The 15,965-nt window shown below is 72.6% G+C and carries 16 protein-coding genes; 7 read left to right on the top strand and 9 right to left on the bottom strand.

Going from position 1 to position 15,965, the window contains the following annotated elements; translation table 11 throughout:
• Window positions 1-114 precede the first annotated feature (114 nt).
• The 6 genes from EKH77_RS25520 to EKH77_RS25495 form a co-directional block, all read right to left on the bottom strand.
• A complete protein-coding gene (locus tag EKH77_RS25520) occupies window positions 115-1,527 on the bottom strand; it encodes an 8-oxoguanine deaminase (protein WP_126916635.1) in 1,413 nt (470 codons plus the stop codon).
• Between the two features lie 43 nt (window positions 1,528-1,570).
• Window positions 1,571-2,455 carry a factor-independent urate hydroxylase gene (pucL, locus tag EKH77_RS25515; RefSeq protein ID WP_126916634.1) on the bottom strand — a complete coding sequence of 295 codons (885 nt, stop codon included), beginning with the start codon at window positions 2,453-2,455 and terminating at the stop codon, window positions 1,571-1,573.
• Window positions 2,456-2,458: 3 nt separating this feature from the next.
• Window positions 2,459-2,809 (bottom strand): hydroxyisourate hydrolase, encoded by a 351-nt coding sequence (uraH, locus tag EKH77_RS25510; protein WP_126916633.1) that lies wholly within the window; start codon window positions 2,807-2,809, stop codon window positions 2,459-2,461.
• Window positions 2,806-3,336, bottom strand: coding sequence for a 2-oxo-4-hydroxy-4-carboxy-5-ureidoimidazoline decarboxylase (uraD, locus tag EKH77_RS25505; RefSeq protein ID WP_126916632.1), 531 nt, complete (start codon window positions 3,334-3,336; stop codon window positions 2,806-2,808). Before uraD ends, uraH begins: the two co-directional genes overlap by 4 nt.
• A 71-nt stretch (window positions 3,337-3,407) precedes the next feature.
• The gene (locus EKH77_RS25500) at window positions 3,408-3,746 is read right to left on the bottom strand and encodes a helix-turn-helix domain-containing protein (RefSeq protein WP_126918286.1); all 339 of its coding nucleotides are present in this window, start codon (window positions 3,744-3,746) and stop codon (window positions 3,408-3,410) included.
• 44 nt (window positions 3,747-3,790) lie between these two features.
• Window positions 3,791-4,069, bottom strand: a complete 279-nt coding sequence (locus tag EKH77_RS25495; RefSeq protein WP_126916631.1) for a thiamine-binding protein — start codon at window positions 4,067-4,069, stop codon at window positions 3,791-3,793.
• Between the two features lie 57 nt (window positions 4,070-4,126).
• On the opposite strand from EKH77_RS25495, the gene EKH77_RS25490 reads away from it, so the two are divergent.
• From EKH77_RS25490 to EKH77_RS25475, 4 genes are all read left to right on the top strand, one after another.
• Window positions 4,127-4,954: a TIM barrel protein gene (locus EKH77_RS25490; RefSeq protein ID WP_126916630.1), complete on the top strand. Its 828-nt coding sequence runs from the start codon at window positions 4,127-4,129 to the stop codon at window positions 4,952-4,954.
• 209 nt (window positions 4,955-5,163) lie between these two features.
• Window positions 5,164-6,054, top strand: coding sequence for a 2-hydroxy-3-oxopropionate reductase (locus EKH77_RS25485; protein ID WP_126916629.1), 891 nt, complete (start codon window positions 5,164-5,166; stop codon window positions 6,052-6,054).
• Window positions 6,051-7,862, top strand: coding sequence for a glyoxylate carboligase (gene gcl / locus EKH77_RS25480; RefSeq protein WP_240667525.1), 1,812 nt, complete (start codon window positions 6,051-6,053; stop codon window positions 7,860-7,862). The genes EKH77_RS25485 and gcl overlap by 4 nt, the downstream gene beginning before the upstream one ends.
• Before the next feature lie 158 nt (window positions 7,863-8,020).
• Complete coding sequence (locus tag EKH77_RS25475; RefSeq protein WP_126916628.1) at window positions 8,021-8,779, top strand: hypothetical protein; 759 nt, start codon at window positions 8,021-8,023, stop codon at window positions 8,777-8,779.
• A gap of 243 nt (window positions 8,780-9,022) precedes the next feature.
• Here EKH77_RS25475 and EKH77_RS25470 read toward each other — a convergent pair whose 3' ends face one another.
• Both EKH77_RS25470 and EKH77_RS25465 read right to left on the bottom strand, forming a co-directional pair.
• Window positions 9,023-10,669, bottom strand: coding sequence for an AMP-binding protein (locus tag EKH77_RS25470; protein WP_126916627.1), 1,647 nt, complete (start codon window positions 10,667-10,669; stop codon window positions 9,023-9,025).
• Entirely contained in the window at window positions 10,666-12,363 is a 1,698-nt protein-coding gene (locus tag EKH77_RS25465) for an AMP-binding protein (RefSeq protein ID WP_126918284.1), read from the bottom strand. The genes EKH77_RS25470 and EKH77_RS25465 overlap by 4 nt, the downstream gene beginning before the upstream one ends.
• A 490-nt stretch (window positions 12,364-12,853) precedes the next feature.
• On the opposite strand from EKH77_RS25465, the gene EKH77_RS25460 reads away from it, so the two are divergent.
• Window positions 12,854-13,264, top strand: a complete 411-nt coding sequence (locus tag EKH77_RS25460; protein WP_346429071.1) for an SAV_915 family protein — start codon at window positions 12,854-12,856, stop codon at window positions 13,262-13,264.
• Window positions 13,265-13,400: 136 nt separating this feature from the next.
• A complete protein-coding gene (lysA, locus tag EKH77_RS25455; protein WP_126918282.1) occupies window positions 13,401-14,723 on the top strand; it encodes a diaminopimelate decarboxylase in 1,323 nt (440 codons plus the stop codon).
• Window positions 14,724-14,755: 32 nt separating this feature from the next.
• Here the strand turns inward: lysA and EKH77_RS25450 are convergent, their stop codons facing one another.
• Window positions 14,756-15,250, bottom strand: coding sequence for a DUF1453 domain-containing protein (locus tag EKH77_RS25450; RefSeq protein WP_126916626.1), 495 nt, complete (start codon window positions 15,248-15,250; stop codon window positions 14,756-14,758).
• A 79-nt stretch (window positions 15,251-15,329) separates the two neighbouring features.
• On the opposite strand from EKH77_RS25450, the gene EKH77_RS25445 reads away from it, so the two are divergent.
• A complete protein-coding gene (locus EKH77_RS25445) occupies window positions 15,330-15,950 on the top strand; it encodes a TetR/AcrR family transcriptional regulator (RefSeq protein WP_126916625.1) in 621 nt (206 codons plus the stop codon).
• Window positions 15,951-15,965: the final 15 nt, after the last annotated feature.

Here is a 15,965-nt window from a genome sequence, read left to right as displayed (position 1 = left end):
GGCGGTGCCCCGCGCCCCGGTCCGGCCCGCCGAGGGCCGTCCCCCTCGACGGGCGGCTCGCGCGAACGGTCTTTGCCGGGCCCGGGCCGGCGAACGGCCGCAGGCCCGGGCCCGTCAGGCGTCGGCCGCGATGCGGGCCAGGCGACGGGCCTCGTCGCGGGCCTCGCGGGCGATGGCGTCCTCGTCGGCGGTGACCAGGCGGCCGTCCTCGACGACCGGCCTGCCGTCCACGAGCGAGAGGGTGACGGGCGCGGGCGCCCCGAGGACGAGGGCGGCGACCGGGTCGGCGATGGTGGAGTGGCCGAGGCCGTCGAGCTTCCACAGGACGAGGTCGGCGAGCTTGCCCGGCTCCAGCGAGCCGGTCTCCGCCGCCCGGCCCAGCACCTGGGCACCGCCGTAGGTGCCCAGCCGCAGCGCCTGCCGGACGTTCAGGGCGTTCTCGCCGCCCGCCAGCCGGTGGACGAGGAGGGCGTTGCGCAGCTCCGTGTGGAGTTCGCCCGTCTCGTTGGAGGCCGTGCCGTCGACGCCGAGGCCGACGGGGACGCCGGCCCCCAGCAGCGCGGGGACGGGGGCGGTGCCGGCGGCGATCCGGGCGTTGGAGGAGGGGCAGTGCGCCACGCCGGTGCCGGTGCGGGCGAAGGCGGCGATGTCGGCGCCGTTCATGTGGATGCAGTGGGCCATCCACACGTCCTCGCCGAGCCAGCCCGTGGACGCGAGGTAGTCCGTGGGCCCCATGCCGAACTTCTCCTTGCAGAACCGCTCTTCCTCCACCGTCTCCGAGCCGTGGGTGTGGAGGCGCACCCCCTTGCGGCGGGCGAGCTCGGCCGCCTCGCGGAGGAGTCCGGTGGAGACGGAGAACGGTGAGCAGGGGGCGACGCCGACGCGCAGCATCGAGCCGAACGACGGGTCGTGGTGGGTGTCGATGGCCTCCTCGGTGGCGCGGAGCGCGTCCTCGGTGGTCTCGACGGCGAAGTCGGGGGGCAGTCCGCCCGCCGACTCGCCGAGGTCCATGGAGCCGCGGGTGGGGCTGAACCGCACGCCCAACTCGCGGGCGGCGCGGATCTCCGCGCCGAGGAGGTCGCCCGCGCCCCGGGGGAAGACGTAGTGGTGGTCCATGGCGGTGGTGACGCCGCCGCGGACCATCATGGCCAGCGAGCCGCGCGCGGCGGCGTGGACCATGGGCTCGTCGATGCGCGCCCAGACGGGGTAGAGGGTGACGAGCCAGTCGAAGAGGTTGGAGTTCTGGGCCAGGCCCCGGGTGAGCCACTGGTAGAAGTGGTGGTGGGTGTTGACCAGCCCGGGGGTGGCGAGGTGGCCGGTGCCGTCGACGCGGCGGACGACGCGGGTCAGTCCGGCGGGGGCCGGCCCGGGGCCCACGGTCTCGATGAGGTTGCCGGCGACGACGATGTGGCCGGAGGCGTATTCGGTGTCGTCGGCGTCGACGGTCGCGATGGCGCAGTTCTCGATGACGACGCGTGACTCGGGGACGGGGGATACGGGGGATACGGAGGGTGGGGGTTCCGTCATGGTCGTATGTCCTTACGGGTCCGGTCCTAGAGGCCTACGGGTCCTAGAGGTTCGTCATGTCCACCGGTATCCGGGGCTCGGCGCCGTCACGCAGGATGGTCGCCTCGATGAGACCGTACGGGCGGTCGGCCGCGTAGTAGACCTCGTTGTCGTTCTTGAGGCCGAAGGGTTCGAGGTCGACGAGGAAGTGGTGCCGGTTGGGGAGGGACAGCCGGATCTCGTCGATGCCGGGGCACTTCTCGATGACGCGCGACCCCATGCGGTAGAGGGTCTGCTGGAGGGAGAGCGAGTACGTGTCGGCGAAGGCCGCCAGGAGGTGCTCGCGGGCCTGCCGGTAGGAGTGGTCCCAGCCCGCTTCGGGGGCGGAGTCGCCGGAGTGGCGCCAGCGGGCGTGCACCTGGGTGGCGAGGACGCGGTCGCGGGTCTCGGGGAGGGTGGTGTAGCGGTCCTTGACGTAGCCCGTGAACTCGGAGTCGGTGGAGTTCAGGACGGTCAGGTCCTTGAGCCCGGAGACGATCTCCCAGGCGGTGCCGTCGAAACGGATCTGGGCGGTACGGGTCTCCCGGCCCTCACGGACGAAGGAGTGCCGCTTCGGGCCGGGGGTCTCTATCCGTTCCCACGCGTATTCCTCGATTCGGATCCGGGCGCTGTGGATCGTGGGCAGGCCGGTGACGAAGTGACGGGCGAGGAGGATGCCGAACTCCTCGGCCGACGCGATGCCGTGCTCCTTGGCGAAGGCGAAGACAGTGTTCTTGGTGGTGTCGGTGGTCAGGACGTTGGCATTGGAGCCGGAGAGGTGGACGTCCGTCATGTCGCCGGTGAGCGCGACCGAGACGTTGAGGTCCTTGATGTGGTGGGTGCTTCCCTCGCGGGTGATCCGTACGATGCGGTTCTCGGCCTTGCCGTACTGGTTCTGACCCAGGATCACGGGCTAACTCCCTCGGTATACGGAGTATCCGAACGGGCTGAGCAACAGCGGGACGTGGTGGTGCTCGCCGGGTGACACCGCGAAAGCGACCGTCACCTCGGGGAAGAACGCCGTGCCGACGGTGGACCCGGCGGACAGATGCGGTGCCACGTCGAAGCGCAGCCGGACGTGCGCGGCAGCGGGCGGCAGCGCGGGGAGGGCGGCGCAGCGCCCGTCCGCGTCGGTGCGGGCCGAGCCGAGCACGGCCCAATCGCCGTCCGGGCCGCCGCGCACGGCCAGTTCCACGCCGACGCCGGCGGCGGGGCGGCCGGCGCCGGTGTCGAGGACGTGGGTCGAGACCGTGCTGTCGCTCATGGTCGGGGCGTTCCTTCGTTCTCGGGGCGGACGGCGAGCCGGGCCAGCCGGACGCGGTTGATCCTGCCCAGTTCCTCACGGACGATCTCGCGCTCGCGTTCCGGGGGGTTGTCGATCCTGTTACGGACGGAGTCCCGCATCTGTTCGGCGGTGAGGCCGGTGGCACAGATGAGGAAGACGTGCCCGAACTTCTCCTGGTAGGCGAGGTTGAGTTCGAGCATCTCGGCCTTGAGCCGGTCGGTGGCGCCCGTCATGCCGCGCTGCTCCCGGGCGGAGACCGGGTCACCCGGCCGGGGGCGGCCGATGGGCGGGTGCGCGGCCATGGCCTCGGTCAGGTCGTCCGGCGTGAGCCGCGCGACGGCCGTGTCGCTGGCGGCCAGCAGTTCCTCGGCGTCGCGGTAGGGGCGCCGGGCGAGGACCTCCTCGGCCCACGCGCCACTGGCGCAGATCGCGCGCAGCGCGGCCCGCGCGGTGTCGTCCTCGGCCGTGTTGAACCGGGTGAGCCCCGGCGTGGAACTCGAAGTCACGGGAACCTCCGTGGCGCTTCTCGCCGCACTCGGATGAGCTGCGCATAGCTAACGCCTCCGGCGAACGCGCGTCAACAGTTTGTTGAAGAACCAGAACCGTTCGCGTCCCGCTCGCGGTTCAGGTAGTTGTAGATGGTGAACCGGCTGACGCCGAGCGCGGCGGCGACCGTCTCGACGCCGTGCCGCAGCGCGAAGGCGCCGCGCGCCTCCAGGTTCCGTACGACCGACTGCTTGGTCCTGCGGTCGAGTTCGGCGAGCGGCGCGCCGTGCCGGCGTTCAAGGTCGGCGAGGATGCTCTCCAGCGAGTCCGCGAGGTGCGGGAGGCGTACGGCCAGGACCGGACGGCCCTCCCAGCGGAGGACGACGTCGTCGCCCTCGGCCTGCTCGGGGTCGAGCAGCCGGCCGCCCATGGCGTCCACGAGCGGCCTGACGGCGGCGCGGAAGGCGTCCTCGCTCACGGGCCGTCCCCGCCCTCCGCGCCCTCAACGCCCTCCGCGTCAAGGACGTTGACCTGCAGCGAAACCCGCGTGGCGCCCGCCTCCAGCGAGGCGCGCAGCAGGGTGTCCAGCGTCGCGAGCACGGAGTCGGCCCGGCCTTCGACGGTGTTGCCGAACGGGCCGACGTCGACGGTGTCCAACTCCGCCGCCTGGACGACGTCCCGGGCCGCCGTGGCATGGGGCGGGGGCTCGTCGAGATCGAACGGTTCGGTCGTGAACTCCACTCTCAATCGCACCCGGTCAACGTACCGGGCCCTTGACAGGGCCGGTGGGCGGGAGCAGCCTTCCTTGTCATGGAAGTTTCTTTCCGTAATACGGAATTCGATGTGAATCTCTCCATCCTCTTCACCGAACTGCCGCTCCTCGCCCGGCCCGCCGCGGCCGCGGCGGCCGGGTTCACGAAGGTGGAGCTGTGGTGGCCCTGGCCGGACGACCCGGAGCCGCCCGAGGCGGAACTGGCGGCGCTACGCGACGCGTTGGACGCCGCCGGAACCCGTTTGACCGCCCTCAACTTCTACGCCGGCCGGCTGCCCGGACCGGACCGGGGCGCGGCCTCCGTGCCCGGCGAGGAGTCCGCGCGCTTCCGCGCGAACGTCGACGTCGCCGCCGGTTTCGCCGCGTCGGTGGGCTGCCGGGCGCTCAACGCGCTGTACGGCAACCGCGTCGACGGGGTGGCGCCCGGCGTCCAGGACGCCCTGGCGCTGGAGAACCTCGCGTACGCGGCGCGGGCGGCGGACCGGGTGGGGGCGATCCTGCTGATCGAGGCGCTCAACGCCGCGGAATCACCGAGCTATCCGCTGACGGACGCGGCGTCGGCCGTCGAGATCGTCGACAAGGTCGACGCGGCGACGGGGCTGGGGAACGCGCGGCTGCTGCTGGACCTGTACCACGTGGCCATGGGCGGGGCGGACGTGCGGGAGGTCGTCGACCGGTACGCGGGGCGGGCGGGGCACGTCCAGATCGCGGACGTGCCGGGGCGGGGGGCGCCGGGGACGGGGGCGCTGGATTTCGCGGACCTGTTCTCCCGCTTGGACGCGGCCGGGTACGACGGGCCCGTCGGGCTCGAGTACCGGGCCGACGGGCCCAGCGCGAACGCCTTCGGCTGGCTCGCCGGACGTTGACTCTTCCCCAGCCCCGCCCCTTCCCGTTTCCCGAGGGCTCCGCCCCGGACCCCCGCGCCTCAATCCCCGGCGGGGCTGAAATCAGCCCGTCCGGCGTTTGAGGACACCGCGCGTCAGCGCGGAGCGGGGGTTCGAGGGGGCGGCAGCCCCACTCGGAAACGGTGAAAGGGCGGGACCGGGGCACCACCAACCACCCCGAAAGGAAACACATGCCCTCCCTCCCCCGCACCGCCTGGATAGGCCTCGGCATCATGGGCTCCCCCATGGCCGAGAACCTCCTCAAGGCCGGGTACCCCGTCACCGGCCACACCCTCGAAACCCACAAGCTCACCCGCCTCGCCGCCGCAGGCGGCACCCCCGCCGCCTCCGTGCGGGAGGCCGTCGCCGACGCCGACGTCGTCGTCACGATGCTGCCCGCCGACCGCGAGGTCGTCGCCGTCGCCCGGGGCGACGACGGCGTCCTCGCCAACGCCCGCCCCGGCACGCTCTTCATCGACATGTCCTCGATCAGCCCCGCCACCTCCGCCGCGCTCGCCGCCGAGGCGGCCGCTCGTGGCATACGGGCCCTCGACGCGCCCGTCTCCGGCGGTGAGGCCGGCGCTGTCGAAGGCACGCTGTCCGTCATGTGCGGCGGCGAGCGGGCCGACTTCGAGGAGGCCGCGCCCCTGCTGCGCGCGCTGGGCACGACCGTCGTGCACTGCGGCCCCCACGGCGCCGGGCAGACCGTCAAGGCCGCCAACCAGCTGATCGTCGCCGCCAACATCCAGGCGTGCGCCGAGGCCGTCGTCTTCCTGGAGAAGTCCGGCGTGGACCTCGTCGCCGCGCTGGACGTCCTCGGCGGCGGGCTCGCCGCCTCCGCCGTGCTCGCCCGGAAGCGGGAGAACTTCCTCAGCCGCGAGTACCCGCCGGGGTTCCGGATCGAACTCCACCACAAGGACATGGGCATCGTCACCGCCGCCGCCCGCGAGGTCGGCGCCGCGCTGCCGCTCGGCACGCTGGTGGCCACGCTCGTCGCCGCCGCCCGGGACCGGGGCGACGGCGCGCTCGACCACTCGGCCCTGCTCCGGGGCGTCGAGCGGCTGTCGGGAGCCGCGGTATGACCACCGTTCCACGCCGCAGTATGACCACCGTTCCCGCCATGCACGCCGTCGTGCGGATCCTCAAGGACGAAGGCGTCGACATCGTCTTCGGCTGCCCCGGCGCCGCGATCCTGCCGCTGTACAAGGCGCTGGAGACCGTCGGCGGCATCGAGCACCTGATCGTCCGCCACGAGGCGGGCGCCGCGCACATGGCCGACGGGTGGGCCCGTACCAACGGCCGGGTCGGGGTGGCGCTGGCGACCTCCGGGCCCGGGGGCACCAATCTCGTCACCGGCCTGTACACCGCCTTCGCCGACTCGATCCCCATGGTCTGCGTCACCGGCCAGGCGGTCTCCACCAAGCTCCACCAGGAGGCGTTCCAGGCGGTCGACATCGTGGGGATCGTCCGTCCCGTCACCAAGTGGGCGGTGCGGATCACGGAGGCCGCGCAGATCCCCTGGGTGTTCCGGGAGGCGTTCCGGATCGCGCGCGAGGGGCGGCCGGGGCCGGTGCTGATCGACATTCCGGTCGATATCGCCCGGCGCGAGATCCGCTACGACGCGGCCACCGACACCCGGCTCCCCGTCCGCGTCCCGGTGCCGCACCCGCCGAGTGTCGAGGCCGCCCTGGATCTGCTGCTGGCGGCCGAGCGGCCGCTGGTGCTGGCGGGCGGCGGGGTGATCCTGGCCGGGGCGGCGGACGAGTTGCGCGCGCTGGTGGAGCTGCTGGGCGTGCCGTTCCAGGTGACGCTGATGGGCAAGGGGGCCGTCGAGGACGACCACGAGCTCCACATGGGCACCACGGGTATCCAGACCTCGCAGCGGTACGCCAACGCCTCGTTCCTGGAGGCGGATTTCGTACTCGCCGTGGGCGCCCGCTTCGGCGACCGCCACACGGGGGCGGACCTGGACGTCTACCGGGGCGGGCGGACCTTCGTCCAGGTGGACGTGGAGCCCACGCAGCTGGGCAGGGTCGTCGCGCCGGACGTGGGCGTCGTCTCGGACGCGAAGGAGTTCCTCGCGGCCCTGCTGGCCGCCGCCCGGCGGCGCAAGGCCCGGACGGACACCGGCGACACCGGCCCCTGGCAGTCCTGGCAGCCGTGGCGGGAGCGCTGCCGGCTGCTCAAGCGGACCCTCGTCCGGCGGGAGGACTTCGACACCGCCCCCGTCAAGGCCCCCCGCGTCTACAAGGAGATCAACGAGATCTTCGGCGAGGACACCTATTTCCTCACCGCCATCGGCCTGTACCAGATCTGGGGCGGCCAGCATCAGAAGGCCCACCGGCCCCGCCACTACCAGGTGTGCGGTCAGGCGGGCCCGCTGGGCTGGGAGGTCCCGGCGGCGATCGGGGCGAAGAAGGCGCTGGAGGGGATGGGGCGGGGCGCCACCGAGGTGGTGGGCGTCGTCGGGGACTACGGCTTCCAGTACACGGCGGAGGAGCTGGCCGTCGCGGCGCAGTACGGCATCCCGTTCGTCCTGATCATGCTCAACAACGAGTACCTGGGCCTGATCCGGCAGGCGTCCATCGGCTATGGGATGAACTACCAGGTCGACGTCCACTACGACGAGACCGGCACCGACAACGTCAAACTGATGGAGGCCTACGGCTGTTCGGGGCGGCGTGTCGTCGAGCCGGCGGACATCCGTCCGGCGATCGAATGGGCCCGCAAGGAGGCGGTCGCCACCTCCCGGCCCGTCCTCGTCGAGATCATGATCGAGCGGGAGGCGAACACACCGCACGGCGTGAACATCGACGCCGTGCGGGAGTTCGAGCCGGTCCCCCAGGAGGATCTCCTGGCGTCACCCGCGCCTCCGCTTCCCCTCCCCTGACCTCCGGGCGGTGGTGCCGGCATCCATCCTGTTCGCGCCCCGGCGGCGCCGCCCGGAGCACTCTCCCGCGCCCGCCTTGCCGATTCGCTCCCCCGCCGCGCCCACATCGTGGACGATGGGGTCCCACATCCCCTACGGACCCTACGCTGGAGCCGAAGATGGCCAAGAGCGTGCCGGTGCACTGCCCCACGTGTCACCGGGAGCACTCCTTCACCCCGCCCACCTTTCCCTGCGCCTGCGGCACCCCGCTGACGCTGCCGGTACCGCCCGACGCCAGCCCCGAGTTACTCGCCCATCGCACCTGGCGCGACTCCTGGGTGGCGGTGCGCTGCCCCTCCTGTGACCGCCAGGGCCAGTGGCCCCGGCCCGAACTCGGCTGTTCCTGCGGGACGGTCGTCCGGCTGCCCGTCCTGCCGCCGCGCGACGCCGAGGACGCCTCCGAGGACGTCAAGGGCGTGACGAGCCCGGAGGAGGCAGCGCCCGAGGCGCCCTCCGACGCCGCTCCGCGCCCCCGCGCCATCTCGAAGCCGCCGTTCCGGCCGGTGGCCATCCGTACCGAGCGCGACGCGGTGATGTCCGCCGAGCGCTATCTGCGCTGGCTGGGCTTCCCGGACGTACGCCGCCCCGGCAACTGCCCGGCGCCCGCGGCGAGCGGCGTGGACCTGTGCGCCACCGGCGTCGTCGCCCGCGTCGACCCCACGACCCTGCCGACCACCCTGCGCGACATCGAGTGCCTGTGGCTGTACGGCCTGCTGGACTCCGCGACGAGCGTCTGCTTCTCCCTGGCGGGCTACGCCCGGGACGCCCGCTGCCGGGCGGACGACCTGCGGCTCCCTCTGTTCGTGATGGACCTGACCGGCACTCCGCAGCCCCTCAACGAGTGGGCCGACGAACTGGTGCGGCGCGGCAGGAGGTGACCCGAAGCTCAATTCTTCCTCTGAACTGACCGCTCACCATGGCGACTTGGGCGCGGCAGGGCGGAGACTGGGCGCAGGGCCAGCGAGACACGGGGGACCGCCGGCCCGGCCACGGGGGGAATACCGGGGGAGAAAGAGACCGTTCACGGGGGAACGGGGGATACGGGGGAACGGGGGAACGACGGGGCGGGCCGCCGTACGCGGCCCGCCCCGTCCGTCCGCCGCTCGTCCTCATCCCATCCGTCAGCCCCGTACGGCGATGCCCGCGCCGTCGAGCAGCGCGGCGGCCTCCTCCCTCAGCTCCACCTTCCGCACCTTGCCGCTGACGGTCATGGGGAAGGCGTCCATCACCCGCAGATGGCGCGGCACCTTGTAGTGCGCGAGCCGGCCCCGGCAGTAGCGGGCGAGCTCGTCGCGCGTGAGGGTCTCGGCGGGGTCGCGCAGGATGACGCAGGCCATGATCTCCTCGCCGAGCTTCTCGTCGGGGACGCCGATCACCTGGACGTCGGAGATCTTGGGGTGGGTGTGGAGGAACTCCTCGATCTCGCGCGGGTAGACGTTCTCCCCACCCCTGATGATCATGTCCTTGATGCGGCCGACGATCCGGACGCAGCCGTCCTCGTCCATCACCGCGAGGTCGCCGGTGTGCATCCACCGGTCGGCGTCGACGACCTCGGCGGTGCGCTCGGGGTCGTCCCAGTAGCCGAGCATCACCGAGTAGCCGCGGGTGCAGAGTTCGCCGGGTTCGCCGCGCGGGACGGTGGTGCCGTCGGCCGGGTCGGTGATCTTCACTTCGATGTGCGGCAGTACGCGTCCGACCGTGCCGGTGCGGCGCGCGAGATCGTCGTCGCGCCGGGTCTGGGTGGAGACCGGGGAGGTCTCCGTCATCCCGTAGCAGATGGCGACCTCGGACATGTGCATCTCCGTCACGACGCGCCTCATCACCTCCTCCGGGCAGGGCGAGCCCGCCATGATGCCGGTGCGCAGCGAGCCGAGGTCGTAGGTGGCGAAGTCGGGCAGGCCGAGTTCGGCGATGAACATGGTGGGGACGCCGTAGAGCGAGGTGCAGCGCTCACGTTCGACGGCGTGGAGGGTGGCGGTGGCGTCGAAGGTGGGGGCCGGGATGACGACGCAGGCGCCGTGGGTGGTGGCGGCGAGGTTGCCCATGACCATGCCGAAGCAGTGGTAGAAGGGCACGGGCAGGGCGATGCGGTCCTGCTCGGTGTAGCCGAGGCCCTCGCCCACGAAATAGCCGTTGTTGAGGATGTTGCGGTGGGAGAGGGTGGCGCCCTTGGCGAAGCCGGTGGTGCCCGAGGTGTACTGGATGTTGACGGGGTCGTCGCAGCTCAGCAGGGCTTCGCGGGCGGCGAGCCGGGCGGGGTCGACGCCCTGGCCGACGCGGACGAGGCCGGTCCAGGTGGGGTCGTCGATGTAGACGACGTCGCGCAGCGCCGGGCAGCGGCCGCGGACCTGTTCGACCATGCGGCGGTAGTCGCTCGTCTTGTACTCGACGGAGGAGACGAGGATGCTGATCCCCGCCTGGCGCAGGACGTAGGCCAGTTCGTGGACGCGGTAGGCCGGATTGACGTTGACCATGATCGCGCCGATACGGGCGGTGGCGTACTGGACCATCACCCACTCGGGGCAGTTGACGGCCCAGATGCCCACGCGGTCGCCCTTGGCCACGCCCTTGGCGAGCAGTCCCAGGGCGACCTCCTCCACCGCCCTGCCGAATTCCTCGTAGGTCCAGCGGCGGCCGCCCTGGACGTCGACGAGCGCCTCGCGGTCGCCGAAGAGCGCGACGGTGCGGGCCAGGTTGGCCCCGATGGTCTCCTCGCGCAGCGGGGTGTCGACGGGGCCTGCCGTGTGGGAGGGGGAGGGTGTGGTCACCGGTGGTCTTCCTCTCGGTACTCGGTCCCGCCGCCCTTCGCGGTGTGTTCGCGCAGCTCGATGCGGCGGATCTTGCCGGACACGGTCTTGGGCAGCTCGGCGAACTCCAGCCGACGGACGCGCTTGTAGGGGGCCAGCACGGCGCGCGAGTGGGCGAAGAGGGCCTTGGCGGTGTCCGGGCCGGGCTCCCAGCCGGCGGCGAGGACGACGTAGGCCTTGGGCACGGCCAGCCGCAGCGGGTCGGGGGCGGGGACGACGGCGGCCTCGGCGACGGCCTCGTGCTCCAGGAGGGCGCTCTCGAGCTCGAAGGGGCTGATCTTGTAGTCGCTGGATTTGAAGACGTCGTCGGCGCGCCCGATATAGGTGATGTATCCGTCTTCGTCGCGCGCGCCGATGTCTCCGGTGCGGTAGTAGCCGTCCGCCATGACCTCGGCGGTGCGCTCGGGGTCGCCCGCGTAGCCGGTCATGAGGCCGACGGGGCGGTCGCTCAGGTCGAGGGCGATCTCGCCCTCGTCGGCGAGCTCGCCGGTGCGCGGGTCGAGAAGGACGACGGTGAAGCCGGGGCTCGGGCGGCCCATGGAGCCGGGCTTCAGGGGCTGGCCGGGCGGGTTGGCGATCTGGACGGAGGTCTCGGTCTGCCCGAAGCCGTCGCGGATGGTCCGGCCCCAGTGGCGCCGGACGGCCTCGATGACCTCGGGGTTCAGGGGCTCGCCCGCCGCCACGACCTCGCGCGGCGGCTCGCGCAGCGCACCCAGGTCGGCCTGGATGAGCATCCGCCACACCGTGGGCGGGGCGCAGAAGCTCGTCACACCGCAGCGGTCCATCTCGGCCATGAGGCGGGCCGCGTCGAAGCGGGTGTAGTTGTGGACGAAGACGGTGGCCTCGGCGTTCCAGGGGGCGAAGAGGTTGGACCAGGCGTGCTTGGCCCAGCCGGGCGAGGAGATGTTGAGATGGACGTCGCCGGGGCGCAGCCCGATCCAGTACATGGTGGTCAAGTGACCGATGGGGTACGAGATGTGGGTGTGCTCGACGAGTTTGGGGCTGGCGGTGGTGCCCGAGGTGAAGTAGAGGAGCAGGGTGTCGTCGGCGGGGGTGGGCCCGTCGGGGGTGAACGCCTCGTCGGCGTGGTCGGCGTCGTCGGCGTCCTCGTAGGCTTCCTCGTACGCGAGCCAGCCCTCGGTGGGCGTTCCGCCGACGGCGATGCGGGTGTAGTCGCCGGGGACGTCCGTGAACTTGCCGGTGTCCTCGTCCCGTACGAGCACGTGGCGGGCCCCGCCGCGCTCGATGCGGTCGGCGAGGTCGGCCGGGCCGAGCAGCGGGGTGGCGGGGATGACGACGGCGCGCAGCTTCATGGCCGCCAGGGCGGTCTCCCACAGCTCGCGCTGGTTGCCGAGCATGACGACGATCCGGTCGCCGGCCCGTACGCCCCGCGCGCGCAGCCAGTTGGCGACGCGGTCGGAGCGGCGGCGCATCGTGTCGAAGGAGAGCTTCTCCTCGCGGCCGTCCTCCTCCACGATCCACAGGGCGGTGCGGTCGTTGTCGCGGGCGATCGTGTCGAACCAGTCCAGCGCCCAGTTGAAGGCGGTGGGCCGGGGCCAGGAGAAGCCCTCGCGGGCCGCCGCGTAGTCCTCACGGTGCGCGAGCAGGAAGTCCCGGGCCGCCCGGAAGCCGTCAGCCGGGCCGACCGCGGTCACGTTCGTAGGCACGTTCGTCGCCGTCACTTCGTCCTCCAGAGTGCCCGGGGCTCGCCGCCCTCGCCGTAAGCATCGTGCGGCAATGATCCACGTCTGACCAGCCCCGGAGGGGGCTGGTGCGCGCCCGGCGGGACTCGGGGCCGGTGGGGGTACGCGCGGGGCGGATTGTTCCAAAGTTTTCGGGCGGCTGGAGCGGGTGGTTCCGGGGCGGCCGGTGCGGCGGCGCGTGGGCGGCGTGTGGACGGATAGGACCGGCGCAAGGGCGCGTGGGAGCGCGGGGGCGAATCCGGGTGCGTAAACGAGCCGTCAAGGGACTCCCGGGTGGGGTCAATGTGCTGTCAAGGTGGCGGTCGCCCGGGCGGGGGACGGGCATAGCGTGACCGAGGCACCTCACCGAGGCGCCTCGCCAAGGCCTCCTCATCAACACTTCCTCATCAACACCTCCGCACTGACACCTCCTCATCGACACCTCCCAAGGATCGTCATGCATGTGAGCCGTACTCCCGCCGAGGCCGCGGCCGTCGCCGCGGCGAACCGCACCGACCGCGCCGACCGCCCCGACATCGCCGGGAGCCGCCCCGCCGACGACGGCGAGCCCTCCCATCCGGGCCCGGCGCGGCCGCTGTACATCCCCGTACGGCCCTGCCCCGTGGGCTTCGCCCTACGGGTCTTCCGCACCCCCCTCGGCGCCCGGACGGCCGTCGCCTTCACCAGTAGGCGGCGGCTTTCCGACTGTCTGGGGCCGGGTGTCCCCTCGGTCCGCCTGTCGCTGCCCGCCGTACGGGCGCTGGCCGCGCCGCTGGGCGTCGGGCAGGTGTCGGTCGACCCGCAGCTGACGGCCCGCCCCGCGCTGCCGGTGACCGAGGACGCCGCGCCCATGCTGCCCCCCTTTGCCGACTGATCCTTCCGGCCGGCTCTTCCGGCTGACCCTTTCGGCTGACTCCTCGCGTCCCACCGATTTCCCCCGAAGGAGATCACCCGTGTCCCTCCCCCTCTCCCCCATCGCCCTGCCCCCGCGGCCCGGGAAGCCCTCTCTCGTGGAATCCGCTCGCGCGGACTCGGCGTGGCCGGGGCCCGTGTGGCCCGCGTCCGCCCGCGTCCTGCCCTCGGGCGGGCTGGCCGTCGGCGGGGTTCCCCTCGCCGAGCTCGCCGACCGCTTCGGCACCCCCTCCTACGTCGTCGACGAGGACGAGGTCCGGGCACGTGCCCGCGCCTGGCGCGCGGCGCTCCCGGACGCCGACGTGGCCTACGCCGGCAAGGCGTTCCTCACCCGCGCGATGGTCCGGTGGGTCGAGGAGGAGGGGCTCCACCTCGACGTCTGCTCGGCCGGTGAGCTCGAACTCGCCGCGCACGCGGGCTTCCCCGGCGAGCGTGTCGTCCTCCACGGCAACGCCAAGAGCCCCGACGACCTGCGGACCGCGCTGCGGCTGGGCGTGGGGCGCGTGGTTCTCGACAACACCGGTGAGGTAGCCCGGCTCGCGGCGCTGGTGCCGCCCGGTGCCCGGCAGAAGGTGCTGGTGCGCGTGGTGCCGGGCATCGAGGCCGGCGCCCACGCGGCGGTGCGGACGGGGGTCGAGGGGCAGAAGTTCGGGCTGTCCGTGGACGGCGGCGAGGCGGCGGACGCCGTGGCCCGCGTCCTGGGCCAGCCCCGGCTGGAACTCGTCGGCCTCCACTGCCACCTCGGCTCCCAGATCACCTCGGTCGACCCCTACCTCGCCGCCGTCCGCAAGCTGGTGCCCTTCCTGTCCACCCTGCGGGACGTGCACGGCGTGACGTTCCCCGAACTCGACCTGGGCGGCGGCTTCGGCATCCCCTACCGCGACGGCGAACCGACGCTCGACCCCGCCGAGTACGCGGCGCGCGTCCGCGCCGAACTGGCGCTGCGCTGCGCCCACGTGGACCTGCCGGTCCCCCGGCTCGCCGTCGAGCCGGGCCGCTGGATAGCGGGCCCGGCGGGCGTGGCGCTGTACCGGGTGCTGGCGGTGAAGGTCTCGGGCGGACGGACGTTCGTCGCCGTGGACGGCGGCATGAGCGACAACCCGCGCCCGGCGCTGTACGGGGTCCGCTACACGGTCCGCCTGGCGGGCCGCGCCGGGGCGGCACCGGACCGGCCGATGACGGTCGTGGGGCGCCACTGCGAGGCGGGCGATGTGCTGGCGGAGGACGTGCCGTTGCCGGGCGACGTCCGCCCGGGGGACGTCCTCGCGGTGCCGGCGTCGGGGGCGTACCACTTGTCGATGGCCTCGTCGTACAACCTCGTCGGCCGGCCGCCGGTGGCGGCCGTGACGGGCGGCCGGGCGCGGCTGCTGGTGCGCCGCGAGACACCGGCGGACCTGTGGAGCCGGGAGCTGCCGGACTGAGGTGGGGCGGGGCGGGGTCCACACGCCCTCGTTCAACGATCGCGCCGTCGTCCGTCCCGCGTCTCCGGCGCGAACGGCACCCCTGCCATCAACCCGCGCGCCCCCACCGCGAGCGCCTCACCCAGGAAGCCGACACCGATCGAGAGCTGGACCGGGCGGGCCTGCGGGTGCATGCCCATCCGGCCGGCGAGCAGGCCGAAGCCGAACGAGACCAGCGCGGACACCGCCATCACCGCGAACGTCCGCCCGGTGTAGCGCTGCCACAGCACGCCTTCCTTCTCGAAGACCTGGATGGTCGTCCCGCGCACCACCCCCAGCGAGACGCCCAGCAGCGCACCGCCCGCCACCCAGAACGCGTCCGCGACGCCGACGCCTTCGGCCTTCCACAGCGTCCACGCGCCGATGCCGGTCAGGACCAACGGGGCGGCGAACAACTCGCGCGCGTTGAGGGGCTCCCCTCGCAGCCGCTTGACGACGACGGCCACGGCGACCGCGGCGATGAGGGCGGCAGACACCCAGGCGTTCACTAGGACTCCTCGCATGGCTCACTTTAATAGCTCACTCGTGCCAAATAAGAATTTAGCCCGGTCGTGCTATAACGGCAACATGCCAAAGATCGTCGATCCGGAGGCCCGCCGCCGGGCGGTCGCCGACGCCGTGTTCCGGGTGGCCCGGCGCGACGGCCTGGAGAACGCGTCGCTGCGCAACGTCGCCCAGGAGGCGGGGCTCGCCGTCGGCTCCGTGCGGCACTACTTCGCCGACCACTCCGACCTGATGCTCTTCGCCATGCGGGAACTGGCCCGCCGCGTCGAGGCCCGAGTGCGCGACCACGCCGAGCACCTCCTGGCCACACCGCCCGCCGATAACCGCGCCGCGCTCGTCGAAGACCTCCTCGCGGAGTTCCTCCCCTTGGACCAGGCCCGCCACGACGAGGCCGTCCTGTGGCTGGCCTTCTGCACGGCGGCCCGCGTCCGCCCGGAACTACGCCCCAGCGCGGACAGAATCCACACCGGCATGCGCGAACTGATCGAACGCGTCCTCCACGAGGCCCAAAACGCCGGCGGCTTCCCCAACCACCTCGACATCCCCACAGAGGCCCTACGACTACTCGCCCTCCTGGACGGCCTGACCCTCACCTCCGTCCTCCACCCGGCCCGGCTCCCCGCCGACGACATGCGACGGGTACTGCGGCTGCACTTGCGGTCACTGCGGGGCGAGAAGAACTGATCGCGGCGCCGACGG

Origin of the sequence: Streptomyces luteoverticillatus (assembly GCF_003970715.1) — a bacterium.
Classification (GTDB): domain Bacteria; phylum Actinomycetota; class Actinomycetes; order Streptomycetales; family Streptomycetaceae; genus Streptomyces; species Streptomyces abikoensis.
The sequence above is the reverse complement of the archived record's forward strand: the minus strand, read 5'-3'. Positions and strand labels throughout refer to the sequence as shown.